We start from the raw sequence: 19,423 nt of genomic DNA, 5'->3' as shown, positions 1-19,423 counted from the left end.
ATGGACTTCGCACCTACCGAGGAGCAGACCGCGGCGCAGGAACTGGCGGCGCAGATCTTCGGGGATCTGTCGACGCACGAGCGCCTGGCCGGGGCCGGCACGGGGACGGACGCCGAGCTGTGGAAGGAGCTCTGCACGGCCGGACTGACCGCGGCCGTCGAGGAGCTCGGGCTGCTGGGCCTGGTGCTCCTGCTGGAGGAGCAGGGCCGGACGACGGCGCAGGTGCCGTTCGCGGCGAGCTGTGTGTACGGGCTGCTCGCCGTCGCCGGGCACGGCACGGACGAACAGCGGGAGCGGCTGCTGCCTTTGCTGCGGGACGGCACGGCTGTCGCCACCGGGGCGTTCCCTGCGCGCGGCGGGATACGGGCGGACGGTGAGGGGCGGCTGAGCGGCAGCGTGCCGTACGTGCCGTGGCTGCGTGACGCGGACCTCGTCCTCGTCGCGGAATCGGACCGGGGGCTGTGGATCGTACGGACCGCTGATCGGGGTGTGGTGACGGAGCCGGTGGAGACCACGGCGCCGTGGTCGGCGGCGCGGCTCGCCTTGGACCGGGCGCCCGGGGAGCGGCTCGGGGGCGCCGGGGCGTACGAGGCGGTGCTGGCCGCGAGCCGGACTGCGTTCGCCGGGTTGCAGGCCGGGGTGTGCGCCGGTTCACTGGCCCGGGCCGTCGCCCACACGAACACCCGGGAGCAGTTCGGGCGTCCGCTCTCCACCAAGCAGGCGGTGCTGCTGCGTGCCGCCGACGCCCATATGGACACCGAGGCGATACGGGTCACCGCGTACGAGGCTGCCTGGCGGTATGACACGGGACTGCCGTACGGACCGCAGGCGCTGACCGCCGCCTGGTGGGCGTCGGAGGCCGGAAAACGGGTGGTGCACGCCGGACAGCATCTGCACGGCGGAACAGGCGCGGACCTCGATCATCCCGTACACCGCCACTTCCTCTGGGGCCGTCAGATCGACGCCTATCTGGGATGCGGCAGCGAAGTACTGCAGGAGCTCGGCCAGTCGCTGGTGAAGGAGGGACCGGAGTGAAGGTCGGTGAGGAGCTGGCACCGCTGGAGATCGCGGTGACCCGAACCCTGATCGTGGCCGGCGCCATCGCCTCCCGCGACTACCAGGACGTGCACCATGACGCGGAACTCGCCCGGGGGAAGGGCTCCCCGGACATCTTCATGAACATCCTGACGACCAACGGTCTGGTCGGCAGGTACGTCACCGATCGCTTCGGTCCGTCGGCAGTGCTCCGCAAGGTCGCCATCAGGCTCGGCGTGCCCAACTATCCCGGGGACACCATGGTCCTGAGCGGCACGGTCACCGCCCTCGGGGACGACGGGACGGCCGAGGTGTCGGTCGTCGGAGCCAATGGTCTCGGCAGGCACGTCACCGGCACGGTGACCGTCAGCGTTCCGGAGGGGGCGGCATGAGCGTGCGCAGGGCCGATTCGCTCGGTGGCAAGGCGGCGGTCGTGGGGATCGGTGCGACCGAGTTCTCCAAGGATTCCGGGCGCAGCGAACTCAAACTGGCCGTCGAGGCGGTGCGGGCCGCCCTGGACGACGCCGGGCTGACCCCCGCCGATGTCGACGGTCTGGTCACGTTCACCATGGACACCAGCCCCGAGATCACCGTCGCCCACGCGGCCGGTATCGGTGAGCTGTCGTTCTTCTCCCGCATCCACTACGGAGGCGGGGCGGCCTGCGCCACCGTGCAGCAGGCGGCGCTGGCCGTGGCGAGCGGGGTGGCCGACGTCGTGGTCTGCTACCGCGCGTTCAACGAGCGCTCCGGACGCAGGTTCGGCTCCGGGGTGCAGCAGCGGGAGCCCACCGCGGAGGGCACCGCGCTCGGCTGGAACCTTCCCTTCGGGCTGCTCACGCCGGCCTCCTGGGTTGCCATGGCCGCCCAGCGCTATCTGCACACCTACGGGCTGACGCCGGACGTCTTCGGTCATGTCGCGGTCACCGACCGGCGCCATGCCGCCCGGAACCCCGCGGCGTACTTCTACGGGAAGCCGATCACCCTGGCCGACCACGCCGCATCGCGGTGGATCGTCGAACCCCTGCGGCTGCTCGACTGCTGTCAGGAGACCGATGGCGGCCAGGCGATCGTCGTCACCAGTGCGGAGCAGGCCCGGGATCTGCCGCAGCCGCCCGCCGTGATCGTCGCCGCCGCCCAGGGGGCCGGGCGGGCGCAGGAGCAGATGACCAGCTTCTACCGCGACGATCTGACCGGCCTGCCGGAGATGGGGGTGGTCGCCCGGCAGCTCTGGCGGAACTCCGGCCTCTCCCCCTCCGACATCGATGTGGGCATCCTCTATGACCACTTCACGCCGTTCGTCCTGATGCAGCTGGAGGAGTTCGGCTTCTGCGCACCGGGCGAGGGCGCCGACTTCGTCGCGGCCGACGCGCTGCCCCTGAACACGCACGGCGGCCAGCTGGGGGAGGCGTATCTGCACGGGATGAACGGCATCGCGGAGGCGGTCCGGCAGATCCGGGGCTCGTCGGTGAACCAGCTGTCCGGGGTGGCCAGGGCCCTGGTCACGGCGGGCACCGGCGTGCCCACCTCGGGACTGATCCTGGGCGCGGACGACTGAAAGGCTGTCGGGTGACCTCTGAGCGCGTGCAGTTGTTCGCATTCGCAGGCGGTCTACGCCCGGTCAGGGCACCGGGGGCGACCCTGAGCCCTGATGACGACGACTCCACCCACAGGAGGTGCGGCAGGCCCCACCCGTACGCCCTGAGGCGGACGCGGTTTCGGGACCTGGGGCCGATTCCCGGGACGGTGCCCGCTCCTAGCGTGGAGCCATGACCACCTCCGTCTGCACGGGCACCTCCGGGGGAGCTGCCACCATCGGGCACGTCCCGCACGGCTCGTACGCCGCGCGCACTCCGTACGCCGCGCGCGCTCCGCACGCTTCGTATCCGTCGTTCTCCTCGTACGTACGGGCACGGGGTCCCGTACTGCTGCGTGCCGCGCGCTCGCTCACCGCGAACCCGAGCGACGCCGAGGATCTGCTGCAGACCGCGCTCACCAAGACGTATGTCGCCTGGGAGCGGATCGAGGACCACCAGGCGCTCGACGGCTATGTCCGCCGGGCACTGCTGAACACCCGGACCTCGCAGTGGCGCAAGCGCAAGGTCGACGAGTTCGCCTGCGACGAACTGCCCGAACAGGAGGCTCCCGGGGCTCCCGACCCGGCCGAGCACCAGGCGCTGCACGACGCGATGTGGCGTGCCGTGCTGAAGCTGCCGGACCGGCAGCGGGCGATGGTGGTCCTGCGCTACTACGAGGACCTGAGCGAGGCCCGGACGGCCGAGGTGCTCGGGGTGTCCGTCGGCACCGTGAAGAGCGCGGTGTCGCGGGCGCTCGGCAAGCTCAGGGAGGACCCGGAGCTGGCTCCGGTGCGGTGATCATCTGTGGCTGTCCGCCCGTCAGTTCGTGCCGATCTTCGCGAGCAGCTCGACGATGCGCGACTGTACCTCGTCGCTGGTGGAGCGCTCGGCCAGGAAGAGGACGGTCTCGCCCGAGCTGAGCTTCGGCAGTTCCGACCCGGTCATGTCGGCGGCGGTGTAGACGACCAGCGGGGTCCGGTTCAACTGGCCGTTGGCGCGCAGCCAGTCGACGATCCCGGCTCGGCGGCGGCGTACCTGCATCAGGTCCATCACCACCAGATTGGGCCGCATCCGGGTGGCGAGTGCCACCGCCTCGTTGTCGGCGGAGGCCCGTGCGACCTGCATGCCGCGGCGTTCCAACGTCTCCTTCAGCGCCAGCGCGATCTCCTCGTGCTCCTCGATGAGCAGCACCCGCGGCGGATGCTGCTCGCTGTCGCGCGGGGCGAGCGCCTTGAGGAGCACGGCGGGGTCGGCACCGTACGCGGCCTCCCGCGTAGCCTGCCCCAGACCTGCCGTCACCAGCACCGGGACCTCGGCCGCCACCGCCGCCTCACGCAGCGACTGCAGCGCCTTGCGGGTGATGGGACCGGCGAGCGGGTCGACGAAGAGCGCGGCGGGGAACGCCGCGATCTGGGCATCGACCTCCTCGCGCGAGTGCACGATCACCGGCCGGTAGCCGCGGTCGCTCAGCGCCTGCTGGGTGGAGACATCGGGCGCGGGCCAGACGAGCAGCCGACGCGGGTTGTCCAGCGGCTCCGGGGGCAGCTCGTCGTCGACGGGCTGCGGCGACGGACGGTTGGCGACCTCCACCGCGCCACCCGGACCGTCCAGCGGCTCCGGCCCCTCGGCGCCCTCGTCGGGCGCCCCTATGGCGTATGCGCGTCCTTCGGCCTCCGGAGCGGAGAGCAGCTGCCCCGAACCCGGGCCCTGGCCTTGCGCGGCGCCGGACTGGGGCGGCGCGGACTGAGGGGTGCGCTCGGCCTCCGGCGGGGTGGCGAGCTTACGGCGCCGTCCGGGACCGCCGTGCGTCTGGTTCTGCTGGTGCGCGATGTGCTGGGCGAACGGCACACCCTGCCCGAGCGTCCGCACGCTGAACGCGCGTCCCTGCGTCGAGTCCGAGGAGCTGTCGGGCATCGGAACCTCCGCGGGCAGCGGCTGCCTGCGCGCGTCCGCGGTGGCGTCGGCGGCGCCTGCGACGGATGTGGTGCCGGTGGTGTGCGTGGTGTGGCCGGCCGCGGGCCATTCCGGATCTCCGCCGGACCGGCTGACGGGCTGATCGCCGGGGTGGTTGTCGACCTGTTCGCCGGTCTGATCGCAGGGCGTGGTCGGCGCGGCCGGGCCCTGCCCCGGCGTGACGTTCTCAGCCCGGCCGCCGGACCGCACGGGCTGCTGCTCCGCAGGCTGCCCGACGACCGGTCCGGCCTGCTGGGAAGCGTCGGCGTGACGCGCCCGGCGCCGCCCGGTCGGTACCGGGTGCGCCTGGGGCGGTGTGTGCTCGCCGTCGGACGCGATGCGTACGGCGTCGTGGCGTCCGGGCAGCGAGGCGTCCGCGTCGGAGGCCGTGGACGGGGCCCGGTCGGCATCCGCGGGCGGAAGCGCGAACGCGGTACGAGGCCCGGCCGGCTCGGCCTGAGCGGAACGCTCCTGCGTGGCCGCCAATGCCCGCCGCGCCCGCCGCCCGGTCGGCTGAGGCGCCGACGCCGGACCGTCACCGACCTGCGGGAGACCCTCGGAAACGGAAGCCGGCAGGGCCAGCTGGTTCTCGCCGCCCCGGTGCGCCCGGTGTCCACCCGCGGGCACCGGCACCGGTGCCTCGGCCGGAACGCCCTGCGGCGGCACGGTCTGCCCACGCTGCGGACGGCCACCGCCACCCTGCGCGCCCTCGGCAGCCGTCACCACCGCCCCCTCGGACGGTGCCGAGGCCGCAGGCAGTGCCAACGCCTGCCCCGGCCCCTGCTGCTCGACAGCAGGCTGCCCGGGCCTCTGCCTCTGACCCTGCTCGGGCAACTGGGACGGCTGAGCCGGAAATGAACCGGTCTCGGCCGGACTCGGCCGACCACGCCTGCGTCCCGACCCCTTGCCCTGCTGCGCCGGAATGATCTCGTGCGGGCTGTGCGCGCTCTGCACACCCTGCGTCTCCTGCGAGCCGTGCGTCGCGGACTCACGACGCGCCCGTCGCCGACCCGTCGGCTCTGCTGCCGCGGTGTCTCCGTCCCCGGCCCCTGCCTCGGAACCACCCACAGGGCTCTCCAGGAACGCATCCGTGGACGCCCGCCGAGCCCGCCGCCGCCCACCGCCCGGCGCGCCCTGAGCAGCCACCGGCTCCGGCTCGGGTCCGGGCTCGGACGCCGGTGGCACCACCGCTCCCGAGCCCGCGCCCAACGGCACTTCGAGCACGTACGCGCTGCCGCTCATTCCCGGCACCTCGTGCGTCTGGAGCACGCCGCCGTGCGCCCGTACGATCCCGCGCACGATCGGCTCGTGCACCGGGTCTCCCCCGGCGTACGGCCCGCGCACCTCGATCCGTACGACCTCACCGCGCTGCGCCGCTGCGACGACCACTGTCGAGTCGACGTAGCCACTGCCCGGCACCACGCGGGCCTTGCCGGTCGAGTCGACCCCGGCGACATCCGCGACTAGATGGGCGAGCGCGGTCACCAGCCGGGCCGCGTCCACCTCGGCCTCGATCGGCGGCGCGTGCACCGCGAACTGGGCGCGCCCGGGACCGATCAGCTCGACGGCCGCGTCGATACCGGCCGTCACGACCGAGTCGAGCAGCACATTCGCCTTGGCCAGCTCCTCCGAGCCGGCGTCCAGGCGCTGGTAGCCGAGCACATTGTCGACGAGCGTCGTCATCCGGGCGTAGCCGGCGGCCAGGTGGTGGAGGATCTGGTTGGCCTCCGGCCACAGCTGGCCGGCCGGGTCGGCGGCGAGCGTGGAGAGTTCGCCGCGCAGCTCCTCCAGTGGCCCGCGCAGCGACTCGCCGAGTACGGCGGTGAGCTGGGTGTGCCGGGCGGTCAGCGCCGCCAGCTGTTCGGCCTGCGCCTCCAGTTCGGCCGTGTACCGCTCGGCCCGGTCGGCCAGTTCCGCGGTGTGCTGTTCCGTCAGCCCGGTGACCTCGGAGGTGTGGCTCTCGGTCAGTTCGGCGACCTCGGCCTTGTGCTGCTCGCTGAGCTCCTCGTACGGCCTGCGGTCGGTGAACGTCATGACCGCACCGACCAGCTGGTCCCCGTCCCGGACCGGCGCGGTGGTCAGGTCGACCGGCACCTGCGCACCGCTCTTGGACCACAGGACCTGCCCGCGCACCCGGTGCTTGCGGCCGGACCTGAGCGTGTCGGCGAGCGGCGACTCCTCGTACGGGAAAGGTTCGCCCTCCGCCCGGGAATGCAGGATCAGCGGATGCAGCTCCTGGCCGCCCAGGTCGCTGGCGCGGAAGCCGAGGATCTGCGCGGCGGCGGGGTTGACCAGGACGACCCGGCCGTCCGTGTCCGTGCCGACGACACCCTCGGCCGCGGCCCGCAGGATCATCTCGGTCTGCCGCTGCGAACGGGCCAGTTCGGCCTCGGTGTCGACGGTGCCCGACAGATCCCGTACGACGAGCATCAGAAGCTCGTCACCTGTGTAGCTGCCGCCGTAACCGCTCTGGAAGTCGTTGTACGCGGCCTGCCCGTCCTCCAGGCCGGCGCTGGTGACCTCGACCGGGTACTCGTTGCCGTCGGTCCGCCGTGCGGTCATCCGCGTCGGCTTCGTACGGCCGCGGTCGTCGGTGGACTCGGGCCGACGCATCGACCCCGGAATCAGCTTGGAGTCGAACTCCGGCAGCAGGTCGAGGAGCCCGCGCCCGACGAGCGCGGTGCCCGGCGTCTCGAACATTTCCAGCGCAATGGTGTTGGCGTTGACGACCGTGCCGTTGCAATTGACGAGCAGCAGCCCGTCAGGGAGTGCATCGAGTATGGCTGCGAGGCGAGCAGCGCCTCGGGATGGCCTGCTGCTCACGACGACGCTTCCTCCCTGATTACCGCACCTTGCCGACAGCGGGCCCCATCCTGCCCCTCGGGCCGCAGGCTGTCACGGAAGGAGTCTAAAGGCAGGGCAGGGGCGGGGGACGGCGGATGGGGAGGAGCTCTCACCAAGGTTCTGTGCATACGGTGTACGACTCCAAGCCGTCGCGTGTTGCTCGATATGCCTTGAGCAGGGATGTGGACCCGTGCTCATCGGACATTGGGGAGTACCGGTCGCAGACCGTTCCAGCGCGAGATCCCGCAGCCGTTGGCCCGGTCGAAGGACGTATCGACGTGTCTCCCCTGCCAGGTCCCGGTGACCCGGGCGGTGGCCGGGCCCCCGGACTGCTGGGTGCACATCGCATCCCCGGGCACCGGAGCGAACGGGTCCGCGCCCTCGCTCGCCAGCTCCTCCAGCCGGTCACAGGCCTGCTGCGCCGCCGGATGGTTGCCGCCCGCCGGTCCGCACTCCAGCTCGAAGACGCCCTCGGCCGCGGGATCCCCCGTGCCCAAGACCGACACCGTCAGCCGGGTATCGGATTCGTCGCCGTGCAGCACGGACAGTGGCAGTGGCAGCGGCAGCGGAAGGGGGCCGGTGGCCGCGTTCGCGGCAGGCGTGGCGGCGGACAGCGCGGCGAAGGACGCGACGGCGGTGAGGGCGAGGCGACGCAACATGCGGACTCCTGTGCTCGTGAACTTCGGAGGGAGGGGCGGAACAGCGGGTGGAACGGATGGAAGAACAGGAAGGCGGCGCCTCCCCCATCACTAACGCTCCGCACGCCACGGCGTTGCGCAACCGCAGGCGCTTTGCCCTCGTGCCCGAATGCCTAGTAACGTAGTCAGCGATTGGTGACGCAGTGCTCAGCTGTGTCATCATCTGCACGCACCACTCGCGCTCGCGCGAGGTGTGCTGGAGGCGTCGCCTAGTCCGGTCTATGGCGCCGCACTGCTAATGCGGTTTGGGTCTTAAAGCCCATCGAGGGTTCAAATCCCTCCGCCTCCGCTTCATCACCGAAGCCCCGTGTCACTGACACGGGGCTTCGGTCGTATCCGGACTCGGGCGGCCCGGATGCGACCGCGCGGTGGCGTACGGCCCGCCCTGGCGTCCGGCCGGACAGCCGCCCACGGCGCCGCCAAACGGGGCGTTTTCGCAGGTCAGGGGTGGTGTGGCTAAAGGATTTCGCGCTACGGCGCAGGTCATGTAATGTTGTTCCCGCAACGCCGACCAGGCAGAAAAGCCCGGGAGGTAAAGCCAGCGGTTAACACCGCGGGCAAGCACTCGTAGCTTAACGGATAGAGCATCTGACTACGGATCAGAAGGTTGCAGGTTCGAATCCTGCCGAGTGCACACAGGCCAGAGGCCCCCAGGAGAAATCCCGGGGGTCTCTCGCGTTACTCGTACAGCAGCGAAGTACAGCAACCGTGTCAGCCGGTGTCGCCCATGGCGCCGGACAGCTTGCCGATTGCGTCGTGTACTTCTTCCTCGCTCGCCTCGGTGTAGACCTCCATCGTCATCGCGATCTGTGAATGACGGAGGATGCGCTGTGCCACCTTCGGGTGGACCTTGAGCGCGACCAGGAGCGAACTGCATAAGTGCCGCGTGTTTGGTCGTAGGCGTCGGCCCACCCAGTCATGCCGTAGCGGAACACCAAAGCGGCAATGACGATCGTGGACGGCAGACGTTGCACATGAGTACGGCTGCTCAGCCCGAGCCCCTGACCTCACCATCTGACACCAACAGGCGCGAACTTCAGCGATCAGTGCCGCACTGGCGCGGACTCCTTGCCCTACGACAGGACGAGTTGGTGTACGAGGAAGCGGCCCCCTGACCGACCTGGTAAGGATGAGGCCACAGATTCATATCCTGCGCTCCTCGCCATTGTGCGCCTGATGTGCGCCGGCATCTGGTGGAGGACGCAAGCGCCTGTAAGGATCAAGCTGTGAACGAGCCTTCGATTTCCGCGAGATTGAACAGGGCCCTCGACTGGGCAGGGCTGCCCCTGTCCGCCTTCCTTCTTGCGATCGGCATCAGGGACTACCGCGATGGAGGGTCCGTGGGCTGGCCAATCGGCGGAGCGGTGCTTGTTCTGGTCAGCCTCTGGGTGATCTACCGCGGGATGCCTCGCCGGAGCGACAAGACCACCGAGTCACCGTAGAAGTACAGCAGCGCTGTACCGCAACCCCAGCAACCGCCCCCGTCCGGTAGCGTCCTACCGGGGCCAAGAAGCGACCGTAATGACCATCGCTGACTGATCTGGCCAGAGCTACGGATCAGAAGGTTGCAGGTTCGAATCCTGTCGAGTGCACAGCAGGCGAGAAGCCCCCGGATGAATTCGGGGCCTCTTGGCATTCCCTCCGCCTGAATCGGAATCCGGGAGTTCGCGCATGGGGTGGCAGTGCACCGGGCTGCGATGGCCCAACGCGCAGGGGGCTCCCGTGCTGGGGTGGCGGCGGGGCCGGGCCGTTCGGGTGAGTGTGCCGGCCTACGGAACGGAACTCGGGTTCCGGGTCGTGGGAGAGCGATGCTGCGTCGGGGCGCGCGGGAATGTGTGTCCGGTGGGGGCCGTGGTGTCGGGGCGGAGCACGGGGGCGCGTTGTCCTGAGTGCGCGCGGCTGGACCGGGCGCACTCGGTTGCCGCCGACACGATCGCCGACGACCCTCGGACGTACCGCGTGTATCTCGCCTGGTTCGGGCCGGGAATGGTGAAGGCCGGGATCACTGCCGAGGAGCGGGAGGCGGCGCGGCTGCGGGAGCAGGGGGCCGTGGTGTTCAGCTGGCTGGGGAGGGGGCCGTTGATGGCGGCGCGGCGGACCGAGGAGCTGCTTCGGTCGGCGCTCGGGGTGCCGGACCGGATTCCGTACGCCAGGAAACGGGCCGTGCGCGCGGTGCTGCCGGGGGCGGCGGAGCGGCGTGCCGAGGTGGCGCAGCTCTACGGTCGGGCTGCGGCGCTGGAGGGGGCCGGGTGGCCCCAGTCGCTGGAGCGGTTGCCGTTCGAGGCGGTCGATCATGCCGGGCTGTTCGGGCTGGACGGCGCGGTCGAGGTGGCGTGGGCGGTCACCGAGTTGGTCGACGGGGGCGTGGTCGCGGGGCGGCTGGTGGCCGCGGCCGGGCCCGATCTGCATCTGGAGACGGTGACGCACGGAGTAGTGGTGCTGGACACCCGGCTGATGACCGGATGGGAGCTGATGGGCGCCGACGCGCAGGCAGGCGTGGGCGTGCCGGTGGCCGATATCGGGGCCGGTGGCGTGCAGGGCGGGCTGTTCTGAGATCGTCGGTCCCGCAGGGCCGAAGAGACCGGACGGGGAGAGGGGTACGGGATGAGTGGTGACGGCGACGACGTCGTGCGGTTCTGGCAGCGGCTGGGGCTGCCCGGGATCATCGACGTCCATACGCACTTCATGCCGGAGCCGGTGCTCCGCAAGGTCTGGGCGTACTTCGACTCCGCGGGGCCGCTGACCGGGATGGAGTGGCCGATCGAGTACCGCCACGACGAGGACGAACGCCTGGCGCTGCTGCGATCGTTCGGCGTGCTCCGGTTCACCTCGATGCTCTATCCGCACAAGGCCGGCATGGCGGCCTGGCTGAACGGCTGGGCGGCCGGCTTCGCGCGCCGGGTGCCGGACTGCCTGCACACCGCGACGTTCTTCCCGGAAGAGGGCGTGGAGGGGTACGTACGGGAGGCCGTGGAGGCGGGGGCGCGGGTCTTCAAGTCGCACCTTCAGGTCGGCGCGTACGACGCCAACGATCCGCTGCTGGAGCCGGTGTGGGGGCTGCTCGCGGAGGCTGGGGTTCCGGTGGTGATGCACTGCGGCTCCGGGCCGGCGCCCGGCAAGTACACGGGGCCCGAACCGGTCGGCCGACTGCTTGCCCGGCATCCGCGGCTGCGGCTGATCGTGGCGCACCTGGGGATGCCGGAGTACACGGAGTTCCTGGCACTGGCGGAGACGTACCCGCAGGTACGGCTCGATACGACGATGGCGTTCACGGACTTCACGGAGGACTTCACGCCGTTCCCAGCGGCCGAGCGAGGGCGCCTCGCGGCGCTCGGGGACCGGATTCTGCTGGGGACGGACTTCCCGAACATCCCGTATCCGTATGCGCATCAGCTGCACGCGCTGGAGCGGCTGGGGTTGGGGGACGACTGGCTGCGCGCGGTCTGTCACGGGAACGCGAGCGCGTTGTTCGCCGTGGACTGACGGTCCGATTAGACCGACCGCCCCCATGTGCGGGACAGCTTAAGGGCGGCTTTTCTCAGGGAATTCACAGAATCGGAAAAGGGCCCTCTCAGAGGAGCCTCACAGGGTTGAGGCATGACGACGACGACCTCGCCCCAGGGGCGTACCGAACTGCTGAGGGCGGACCGCAGCCCCGTCCGTGTGTTGGTGGTGGACGACGAGGCTCCGCTCGCCGAGCTGCTTTCCATGGCCCTGCGTTACGAGGGCTGGGAGGTGCGCAGCGCCGGGGACGGTGCCGGTGCCGTACAGATGGCGCGCGACTTCCGGCCCGACGCGGTGATCCTCGATGTGATGCTGCCCGACACGGACGGGTTCGCCGTACTCGGCAGACTGCGGCGGGAGCTCTCCGAGGTCCCGGTGCTGTTCCTGACTGCGCGCGACGCGGTGGAGGACCGGATCGCCGGGCTCACGGCGGGCGGCGACGACTACGTCACCAAGCCGTTCAGCCTGGAGGACGTCGTGGCGCGGCTGCGCGGGCTGATCCGGCGGTCGGGCAAGGCGGCCGTACGCAGCGAGTCGACGCTCGTCGTCGGCGATCTGATGCTCGACGAGGACAGCCATGAGGTGAGCCGGGGCGAAACGTCCATCCACCTCACGGCGACCGAGTTCGAGCTGCTGCGCTTCCTGATGCGCAATCCGCGGCGGGTGCTGAGCAAGGCGCAGATCCTGGACAGGGTGTGGAACTACGATTTCGGCGGGCAGGCGAACGTCGTCGAGCTGTACATCTCGTATCTGCGTAAGAAGATCGACGCCGGGCGGTCGCCGATGATCCACACCCGGCGCGGGGCGGGATATCTCATCAAGCCAGGTGAAGCAGGCGCGTGATCCGGCGGCGGGGGCCGTGGCCGCTGTGGACCACGGCCGGCCCAGCCGGGAGCACCGAACAGGGATCAGCGCCGCAGCAGCAGATCCGCGACAACCGGGCGGTGGTCCGAGGCAAGCGTCTCGGCCACCGCCGCGTCGCGTACCCGTACGGAATCCTTCGACACCGCCACGTAATCGATCCGCCGCACCGGATTCTGTGCCGGGTACGTCGGCCCGCCGGGATCGCTGTCCGTCAGCTCCTCCCACAGCGGGGCGAGTTCGGGAGCGGCCGGTGTCGCGTTGAAGTCGCCGAGCAGGATCTGCCGCACCTTCTGCCGCCCCGGTGCCGCGTCCTCGGCCATGATCCGGCGGGTGTCGGCGACCTGGGCGGTCCGTACGGACGGGTCGGCGCGGTAGTCGAGGTGCGTCACATACACATGCACGGGCAGCCCCTTCACCCGCAGGACCACCTCGCCGAAGCCGGGCGCGGGGGCCGGAACCGGGTTCGGGACCTGGGTGGAGAGCCGGGTGATCTCGTGGTTCTCGGCGCTCACGATCCGGTACCTTGACAGCACCGCGACCCCGAACTCGCGCCGGGGCGCGCCTGGAGTCTCAGGAGTGAGGCTGTAGACCGGGGCGAACGAGACCTGCATGTGCAGCCGCTCAGCCAGCTCAGCCGCCAGATCGCGCCACTCGCTGCGGGTACCCCAGTGGACGTCGACCTCCTGGAGCCCGATCACATCGGCGTCCAGTGAGCGGAGCTCGGCGGTCTGCCGGTCGAGATCGAAGACATTGTCCATGCCGGCGCCCGCATGGATGTTGTACGTGACCACGCGCAGCGGCACCGCGTGCCCCTGCCCGGCGGCCGATGCGGGGGGCGCGAGGGCGGTGCCCAACAGGCCCGCTGCGATGAGCACTTCCACCGTACGACGACGCAGTGACATACCACTCCAGTCCTTGTCGGATCAGCGGCGAGCACGGTACCGCGCGGAAATGAGCTGTACACCGTATGAGAGCAGCTATACGGTGTACAACTACCATTCGTGCACCGTACAAGGCATCAGGAGTCCGCATGACGGCGACCGCCGCCGAGCAGAACCACCTCGCGCCGCCGAGCCACCCGCAACGCTGGCTGATCCTCGGCGTCATCTGCCTCGCCCAGCTCACCGTGCTGCTCGACAACACCGTTCTCAACGTCGCGATCCCCTCTCTCACCCGGGAGCTGGACGCCTCCACCGCCGATGTGCAGTGGATGATCAACGCCTATTCGCTGGTCCAGTCGGGTCTGCTGCTCACGGCCGGCAGCTCCGCCGACCGCTACGGCCGCAAGAAGATGCTGGTCGCGGGGCTCGCCCTGTTCGGCATCGGTTCGCTGGTGGCCGGACTGGCCCAGACGTCCGCGCAGCTGATCGCCGCCCGCGCGGGCATGGGCATCGGCGGTGCGCTGCTGATGACCACGACCCTGGCCGTCGTCGTGCAGATCTTCGACGACACCGAACGGGTCAAGGCGATCGGCGTCTGGTCGACCGTCAGCTCACTCGGCTTCGCCGTTGGCCCGCTGGTCGGCGGAGTGATGCTCGACCACTTCTGGTGGGGCGCGATCTTCCTGATCAACATCCCCGTCGCGGTCATCGGTCTGGCCGCCGTCGTCCGGCTCGTCCCGGAGTCCAAGAACCCCAGCAGCGAACGCCCCGACCTGCTTGGCGCGCTGCTCTCCACCATCGGTATGGCATCCGTCGTGTACGCGATCATCTCCGGCCCGGCACACGGCTGGACGTCGGGCCGGGTGCTGCTGGCCGCCTTCGTCGGGGTCGCCGTCCTCGCCGGATTCGTGCTGTGGGAGCTGCACATCCCGTACCCGATGCTGGACATGCACTTCTTCCGGAACCAGAAGTTCATCGGGGCGGTCGCGGGCGCGATCCTGGTCGCGTTCGGGATGGGCGGCTCGCTGTTCCTGCTCACCCAGCAGCTTCAGTTCGTCCTCGGTTACGGGCCGCTGGAGGCCGGTCTGCGTACGGCTCCGCTGGCGCTGAGCGTCGTCGCGCTCAACCTGACCGGACTGGGGGCCAGGCTGGTGCCCAAGCTCGGCACGCCCGTCACCATCGCGGCCGGGATGAGCCTGCTGGCCGCCGGCCTCGCCGCGATCGCGCTGCTCGGCGGCAACGGCTACGGCGGCATGCTGCTCGGCCTGGTCGTGATGGGCGCGGGCATCGCGCTCGCCATGCCCGCCATGGCCAACGCGATCATGAGCGCCATTCCGCCGGAGAAGGCCGGCGTGGGCGCCGGGGTCAACGGCACGCTCGCCGAGTTCGGCAACGGTCTGGGGGTCGCCGTCCTCGGCGCGGTGCTCAACTCGCGTTTTGCGGCGCTCGTGCCGGCGGCCGTCGGGGCCGCCTCACTGCCCGCCGCGCTCGCCTCGGCCACCGACGACGGCGAACGGGCGCGGATCACGGACGCCTTCGCCTCGGGACTGGAGACCAGCCAGTTGGTCGGAGCGGTGGCGGTGCTGGCGGGCGGCCTGCTGGCCGCGGCGCTCCTGCGCCGCGCGGAGCGGGCAGAATCTGCTCGGGCGGACTCGGCCGAGGCAGTGGTGGCGGCATAGCATCGAGTCGGGGCGCATCGGACCGTACGAATCCGCTTCGTGCGCACGCGTACGCATTCCGGTCCGTCCCGCCGGCAAGACGAGGAGAGTGCGCCATGGTGTCCGCCGCCGACCGTGTGAAGAACCCTGCCAGGACCAGTGTGTGGTTGGATCAGCGGGAACCGTCGCGCACCCGTAAATCGGACCAGCCGCCCGGTCTCGACCGCGACAGGATAACCGCGGCCACGGTCCGGCTGCTGGACGCGGAGGGCCTCGCCAAATTCTCCATGCGACGGCTCGCCGCCGACCTGGGCGTCACCGCGATGTCCCTCTACTGGTACGTGGACACCAAGGACGATCTGCTGGAGCTGGCGCTCGACTCGGTCTACAGCGAGATCGCGCCCCCTCGCGAAGGCGCGCACTGGCACGACCAGCTGCGCGAAATGGCCGTCTCCTACCGCGAATTGCTGGTCAGGCATGCCTGGGCGTCGCCGCTCGCCGGTCACTTCCTCAACATGGGCCCCCACTCGATGCTGTTCTCGCACGCCATGCAGGACGTGATCCGGGCGACGGGGCTGCCGCTGCACCAGCAGACGGGGGCGCTCTCCGCGGTCTTCCAGTTCGTGTACGGATTCGGCACCATCGAGGGCCACTTCGTGCAGCGCAGCGCGGAGTCGGGGATCAGCCAGGACGAGTTCTTCCAGCAGGCGATGGGCGCCGTCCGGAGTCAGCCGCAGCTCAGCCGGATCGTGGAGTCCTCGCAGGACCTGATGGACGCCCGCGGCGGCGACACGGTCGAGGAGATGCGCGAGCGGGACTTCACCTTCGCCCTGGACCTGCTGATCGCGGGCATCGAGGCGATGCGGGACCGCTGAGGTCCTGCCCGTGGGTCAGCAGGATCGTCCGGTGCCTGGGCTGCACGAACGCCGGCAACGCGTCGAGTTCCACGATGGTGCTCGCCGCGCTGCCGGTCGCGGCACTACGACGGCAGGGACTCACCCTGCACGGCCTGGATGTCGAGCTCCACCCGCAGCGTCGTACCGATCGCCGCGATGCCCGCCTGCACCACCTGGTTGTAGTTCATGGCGAAGTCCTCGCGGCGCAGCTCCACTGTTGCGTTGAAGGCCGCACGCATGCCGCCCCACGGGTCCGGGCCCGTTCCGAGGTAGCTCAGGTTCAGATCGACCGGGCGCACGACGCCGTGCAGTGACAGTTCGCCGTGGACCAGCCAGCGGTCGGGTCCTGTCGGGGTCAGCCCGTTCGAGCGGTACGTGATCTCCGGGAACCGGTCCGAGTCCAGGAAGTCCGGCGAGCGCAGGTGCTTGTCGCGCATGCCGTTGCTGGTGTCGATGCTGGCCGCACTGATGACGGCGTCGACCCGGGACTGCTCGACGTTCTCCGCGATCTCGATCCGGCCGCCGAACTCGGTGAACCGGCCGTGCACGCTGGAGATCCCCAGGTGCTGCGCCACCGCGGCCACCGAGGAGTGCGCCGGGTCCAACGACCAGGCGCCCGGCGGCGGCAGCTCCACACCGCCCTGGCGGGCCAGCACCACCGTGCCGGCCTCGACCCGCCCGCTCGCCGTGACGAGGGCGGTAGAGGCGGCGGGGGCGTACCCGACGGCCGTGACGATCACTGTGTACGCACCGACCTGCAGGGGGCTGTCGGTCCGCACTGCCCCGTCTTCGTCGGCCGTGGCCCGCAGTACCTGCGCGCCGGTTGTGTCGGTGACCGTCACGACCGCGTGCGGGACCGCCCAGCCGTCCCGCGTTCGTACCTGTGCGCGAAGTCCCATCCCGTTTTCTCTCCTTGCTCAATGACTCAATGAGTCGGCCCCGGGGGCGGGGGACGACAGGCCGTCCCCTGCCTGCCGCCCCCGCCACCGGGGCCCATTTCCGCCGGCCGGTACAGCGTCTCCGCTCGAAACGCCGACCCGCCAGAGGTCTGTGGTTACTCGCCGGGGTGGGCGAGCTCGATGTCGTGACCGTCGACCCCGGGGCCCGCCACGGTCAGCGCGCCGGCCACCGGCGGGTAGCCGGTCGCGATGACCGAGTACTCGCCCGCGTCCAGGTCGGTGAAGGCGTACGCACCATCGTCCCCGGTCGTCGAGGTGGCGACTACATTGCCCGCCGCGTCGACCAGCGTGACCCGCGCGTCCGGCAGCGGTCGCCGACCGGAACCGGCGCGCACGACGCCCTGCACCAGCGCACCGGACTGCAGCGCGGCCTCGATCCGGGTGACGCCCTGGCCGCCTATCTCCACCGGCAGCGCCAGCGGACGGAATCCTGCGGCGTTCACCGCGACGGTCACCGAACCGGGGACCAGCCCACCGAAGGTGAACTCGCCCGTCTCACCGGACTTGCTGGTGGCCAGCACTTCGCCGCGCACATCGGTCACGATGACCATGGCACCCTTGACCGGCGCAGCGGTCTCGGCGGTCCGCACGGTTCCGGCCAGGCCGCTCGTGCCGAACAGCAGAATGTCGTACGAGAGCGGCTCGTCACCGACGACCACGGTGGACGCCTGCGGCTGGAAGCCGTCGGCGGACGCGATAAGGACGTAGCTGCCGGAGCCCGGCGCGTCCAGACCGTAGCTGCCGTCGGCCTGGGCGACGGAGCGTCCCAGCTGTCGGCCGGCCAACGAGATCAGCGTGACGGCGGCCCGTGCGACGGGTACGCCCTCGGCGCCGCGCACCACGCCGTGCACGGCCGTGCCCTGCAGGGTGGCGACCGGGGCTTCCAGGGTGGCGACCGAGGAGAGGGGGGCGGCAGCGATGGCCGGAGCCTCGACCGCCTCCGCGACGGGGAGCTCGGTCGTGGCCGGGACCTCGCTCAGGGCGTTCGTCTTCAGCGCGACCTCCTTGATGAAGATCGTGACCAGGAAAGCGATCAGCGCGGCCGGAGCGGCGTACAGGAAGACATCGCCGACACCGTGCCCGTAGGCGTTCTCCACGATCGTCCGGAACGGTGCGGGCAGCGCATCCAGGTTGGGGATGCCCCCGCCACCGGTGCCGCCGTGGCCCAGGGCCTCGCCCTTGGGGCCGAGCTCCGCAAGACCTTCATTGACGTAGTGGGTGACGCGGTTCGCCATGACGGCGCCCAACGCCGAGACGCCGATCGCACCACCGAGCGAACGGAAGAAGTTGACGACGGAGCTGACCGAGCCGAGGTCGGACGGATCGACCTGGTTCTGCGCGGCGAGCACCAGGTTCTGCATCATCATGCCGATGCCGAGACCCGTCACGGCCATGAAGACCGCGATGTGCCAGTACTCGGTGTCGTACCGGATGGTGCCCAGCAACCCGAGCCCGGCGGTGACCAGGAAGCCACCCGTGACCAGCCAGGCCTTCCAGCGGCCCGTCCTGGTGATGATCCGGCCGGAGACCGTCGAGGAGATGAACAGACCCGCGATCATCGGGATCGTCATGACACCGGACATCGTCGGCGACTTGCCGCGTGCCAGCTGGAAGTACTGGCTGAAGAAGACAGTGCCCGCGAACATCGCGATGCCGATGAACAGCGAGGCCAGCGAAGCCAGCGTGATGGTGCGGTTACGGAAGAGGCGCAGCGGGACGATCGGCTCGGCGGCCATGGACTCGACAACGACGAAGATGGCGGTGAGCGCGGCGGAGCCGATGAGCATCGCGGCGGTCTGCCAGGAGAGCCAGTCGTACTTGTTGCCCGCGAAGGTCACCCAGATGAGCAGCAGCGACGCGGCGGCACTGATGAAGAACGCGCCCCACCAGTCGACCTTGACCTCACGTTTCACGACCGGGAGCTTCAGCGTCTTCTGGAGCACGATGAGCGCGACGACCGCGAACGGCACACCGACGTAGAAGCACCAGCGCCAGCCCATCCAGCTGGTGTCCGTGATGACACCACCGAGCAGCGGACCACCGACGGTGGCGACGGCGTACACCGCACCGATGTATCCGCTGTAGCGACCACGCTCGCGCGGGGCGATCATTGCCGCCATCACGATCTGCGCGAGGGCGGAGAGACCGCCGATACCGATGCCCTGGACGACACGACAGGCGATCAGCATGCCGCTGCTGGTCGACAGACCGGCGACGATCGAGCCCGCGACATAGATGATGAGCGCTATCTGGACCAGCAGCTTCTTGCTGAACAGGTCGGAGAGCTTGCCCCACAGGGGGGTCGTGGCCGTCATCGCCAGCAGCGAGGCCGTGACGACCCAGGTGTAGGCGCTCTGCCCGCCGCCGAGGTCGGAGATGATCTCCGGAAGAGCGTTGGAGACGACCGTGGACGACAGGATCGCGACAAACATGCCGAGCATCAGCCCGGCCAGCGCTTCCATGATCTGTCGGTGTGTCATCGGCGCGCCGGACGAGGCGTCGGACGATCCCCCGTGCTTGGCGTGGCCGCCCCGCACACCGGATGGTGTGGTCGTAG

Annotated in this window: 14 protein-coding genes, 2 tRNA genes and 1 pseudogene; 11 read left to right on the top strand and 6 right to left on the bottom strand. The window is 70.3% G+C overall.

Annotated elements, in window-relative coordinates; genetic code table 11:
* From ABT115_RS02540 to ABT115_RS02525, 4 genes are all read left to right on the top strand, one after another.
* A complete protein-coding gene (locus ABT115_RS02540; RefSeq protein WP_351783222.1) occupies positions 1 to 1,035 on the top strand; it encodes an acyl-CoA dehydrogenase family protein in 1,035 nt (344 codons plus the stop codon).
* Entirely contained in the window at positions 1,032 to 1,427 is a 396-nt protein-coding gene (locus ABT115_RS02535) for a MaoC family dehydratase (protein WP_351783220.1), read from the top strand. Before ABT115_RS02540 ends, ABT115_RS02535 begins: the two co-directional genes overlap by 4 nt.
* Complete coding sequence (locus ABT115_RS02530; RefSeq protein WP_351783218.1) at positions 1,424 to 2,590, top strand: lipid-transfer protein; 1,167 nt, start codon at positions 1,424 to 1,426, stop codon at positions 2,588 to 2,590. The genes ABT115_RS02535 and ABT115_RS02530 overlap by 4 nt, the downstream gene beginning before the upstream one ends.
* A 211-nt stretch (positions 2,591 to 2,801) precedes the next feature.
* Positions 2,802 to 3,407: a SigE family RNA polymerase sigma factor gene (locus tag ABT115_RS02525; RefSeq protein ID WP_351783216.1), complete on the top strand. Its 606-nt coding sequence runs from the start codon at positions 2,802 to 2,804 to the stop codon at positions 3,405 to 3,407.
* Positions 3,408 to 3,428: 21 nt separating this feature from the next.
* On the opposite strand, the gene ABT115_RS02520 is transcribed toward ABT115_RS02525, so the two are convergent.
* Positions 3,429 to 7,385 (bottom strand): PAS domain-containing protein, encoded by a 3,957-nt coding sequence (locus ABT115_RS02520; RefSeq protein ID WP_351783214.1) that lies wholly within the window; start codon positions 7,383 to 7,385, stop codon positions 3,429 to 3,431.
* 215 nt (positions 7,386 to 7,600) lie between these two features.
* Positions 7,601 to 8,065, bottom strand: coding sequence for an SSI family serine proteinase inhibitor (locus tag ABT115_RS02515; RefSeq protein WP_351783212.1), 465 nt, complete (start codon positions 8,063 to 8,065; stop codon positions 7,601 to 7,603).
* A gap of 237 nt (positions 8,066 to 8,302) precedes the next feature.
* Here ABT115_RS02515 and ABT115_RS02510 point away from each other — a divergent pair.
* Together ABT115_RS02510 and ABT115_RS02505 are read left to right on the top strand one after the other, a co-directional pair.
* Positions 8,303 to 8,393 (top strand) — tRNA-Ser (locus ABT115_RS02510).
* 272 nt (positions 8,394 to 8,665) lie between these two features.
* Positions 8,666 to 8,738 (top strand) — tRNA-Arg (locus ABT115_RS02505).
* 77 nt (positions 8,739 to 8,815) lie between these two features.
* On the opposite strand, the pseudogene ABT115_RS02500 reads toward ABT115_RS02505, so the two are convergent.
* A pseudogene (locus ABT115_RS02500) lies at positions 8,816 to 8,995 on the bottom strand (site-specific integrase); the annotation flags it as partial.
* A 780-nt stretch (positions 8,996 to 9,775) separates the two neighbouring features.
* Between ABT115_RS02500 and ABT115_RS02495 the strand changes: the two are divergent.
* From ABT115_RS02495 to ABT115_RS02485, 3 genes are all read left to right on the top strand, one after another.
* Positions 9,776 to 10,657, top strand: a complete 882-nt coding sequence (locus tag ABT115_RS02495) for a DUF2797 domain-containing protein (protein WP_351783210.1) — start codon at positions 9,776 to 9,778, stop codon at positions 10,655 to 10,657.
* A gap of 51 nt (positions 10,658 to 10,708) precedes the next feature.
* Complete coding sequence (locus tag ABT115_RS02490; RefSeq protein ID WP_351783208.1) at positions 10,709 to 11,587, top strand: amidohydrolase family protein; 879 nt, start codon at positions 10,709 to 10,711, stop codon at positions 11,585 to 11,587.
* A 114-nt stretch (positions 11,588 to 11,701) separates the two neighbouring features.
* Complete coding sequence (locus tag ABT115_RS02485) at positions 11,702 to 12,451, top strand: response regulator transcription factor (RefSeq protein WP_351783206.1); 750 nt, start codon at positions 11,702 to 11,704, stop codon at positions 12,449 to 12,451.
* Positions 12,452 to 12,516: 65 nt separating this feature from the next.
* Here the strand turns inward: ABT115_RS02485 and ABT115_RS02480 are convergent, their stop codons facing one another.
* The gene (locus tag ABT115_RS02480; protein WP_351783204.1) at positions 12,517 to 13,374 is read right to left on the bottom strand and encodes an endonuclease/exonuclease/phosphatase family protein; all 858 of its coding nucleotides are present in this window, start codon (positions 13,372 to 13,374) and stop codon (positions 12,517 to 12,519) included.
* A gap of 128 nt (positions 13,375 to 13,502) precedes the next feature.
* Here ABT115_RS02480 and ABT115_RS02475 point away from each other — a divergent pair, with 128 nt between their 5' ends.
* Both ABT115_RS02475 and ABT115_RS02470 read left to right on the top strand, forming a co-directional pair.
* Positions 13,503 to 15,032, top strand: coding sequence for an MFS transporter (locus tag ABT115_RS02475; protein ID WP_351783202.1), 1,530 nt, complete (start codon positions 13,503 to 13,505; stop codon positions 15,030 to 15,032).
* A 95-nt stretch (positions 15,033 to 15,127) separates the two neighbouring features.
* On the top strand, positions 15,128 to 15,886 hold the full coding sequence (locus ABT115_RS02470) for a TetR/AcrR family transcriptional regulator (protein ID WP_351783200.1): 759 nt from the start codon (positions 15,128 to 15,130) through the stop codon (positions 15,884 to 15,886).
* 104 nt (positions 15,887 to 15,990) lie between these two features.
* Here ABT115_RS02470 and ABT115_RS02465 read toward each other — a convergent pair whose 3' ends face one another.
* Positions 15,991 to 16,806: a YceI family protein gene (locus ABT115_RS02465; protein WP_351783198.1), complete on the bottom strand. Its 816-nt coding sequence runs from the start codon at positions 16,804 to 16,806 to the stop codon at positions 15,991 to 15,993.
* A gap of 155 nt (positions 16,807 to 16,961) precedes the next feature.
* Positions 16,962 to 19,346: an MFS transporter gene (locus ABT115_RS02460; protein ID WP_502969019.1), complete on the bottom strand. Its 2,385-nt coding sequence runs from the start codon at positions 19,344 to 19,346 to the stop codon at positions 16,962 to 16,964.
* Positions 19,347 to 19,423 lie beyond the last annotated feature (77 nt).

The sequence above is a fragment of the Streptomyces sp. NPDC001832 genome (assembly GCF_040297265.1).
Taxonomy (GTDB): Bacteria; Actinomycetota; Actinomycetes; order Streptomycetales; family Streptomycetaceae; genus Streptomyces.
This window is presented reverse-complemented; position numbering and strand designations above follow the sequence as displayed.

Bases quoted from the DNA above. Each gene is read 5' to 3' on its own strand.
- ABT115_RS02465 (WP_351783198.1), bottom strand. From the start codon at position 16,806: ATGGGACTTCGCGCACAGGTACGAACGCGGGACGGCTGGGCGGTCCCG.
- ABT115_RS02515 (WP_351783212.1), bottom strand. From the start codon at position 8,065: ATGTTGCGTCGCCTCGCCCTCACCGCCGTCGCGTCCTTCGCCGCGCTG.
- ABT115_RS02490 (WP_351783208.1), top strand. From the start codon at position 10,709: ATGAGTGGTGACGGCGACGACGTCGTGCGGTTCTGGCAGCGGCTGGGG.
- ABT115_RS02485 (WP_351783206.1), top strand. From the start codon at position 11,702: ATGACGACGACGACCTCGCCCCAGGGGCGTACCGAACTGCTGAGGGCG.
- ABT115_RS02475 (WP_351783202.1), top strand. From the start codon at position 13,503: ATGACGGCGACCGCCGCCGAGCAGAACCACCTCGCGCCGCCGAGCCAC.
- ABT115_RS02530 (WP_351783218.1), top strand. From the start codon at position 1,424: ATGAGCGTGCGCAGGGCCGATTCGCTCGGTGGCAAGGCGGCGGTCGTG.
- ABT115_RS02460 (WP_502969019.1), bottom strand. From the start codon at position 19,346: ATGACACACCGACAGATCATGGAAGCGCTGGCCGGGCTGATGCTCGGC.
- ABT115_RS02480 (WP_351783204.1), bottom strand. From the start codon at position 13,374: ATGTCACTGCGTCGTCGTACGGTGGAAGTGCTCATCGCAGCGGGCCTG.
- ABT115_RS02495 (WP_351783210.1), top strand. From the start codon at position 9,776: ATGGGGTGGCAGTGCACCGGGCTGCGATGGCCCAACGCGCAGGGGGCT.
- ABT115_RS02525 (WP_351783216.1), top strand. From the start codon at position 2,802: ATGACCACCTCCGTCTGCACGGGCACCTCCGGGGGAGCTGCCACCATC.
- ABT115_RS02540 (WP_351783222.1), top strand. From the start codon at position 1: ATGGACTTCGCACCTACCGAGGAGCAGACCGCGGCGCAGGAACTGGCG.
- ABT115_RS02470 (WP_351783200.1), top strand. From the start codon at position 15,128: ATGGTGTCCGCCGCCGACCGTGTGAAGAACCCTGCCAGGACCAGTGTG.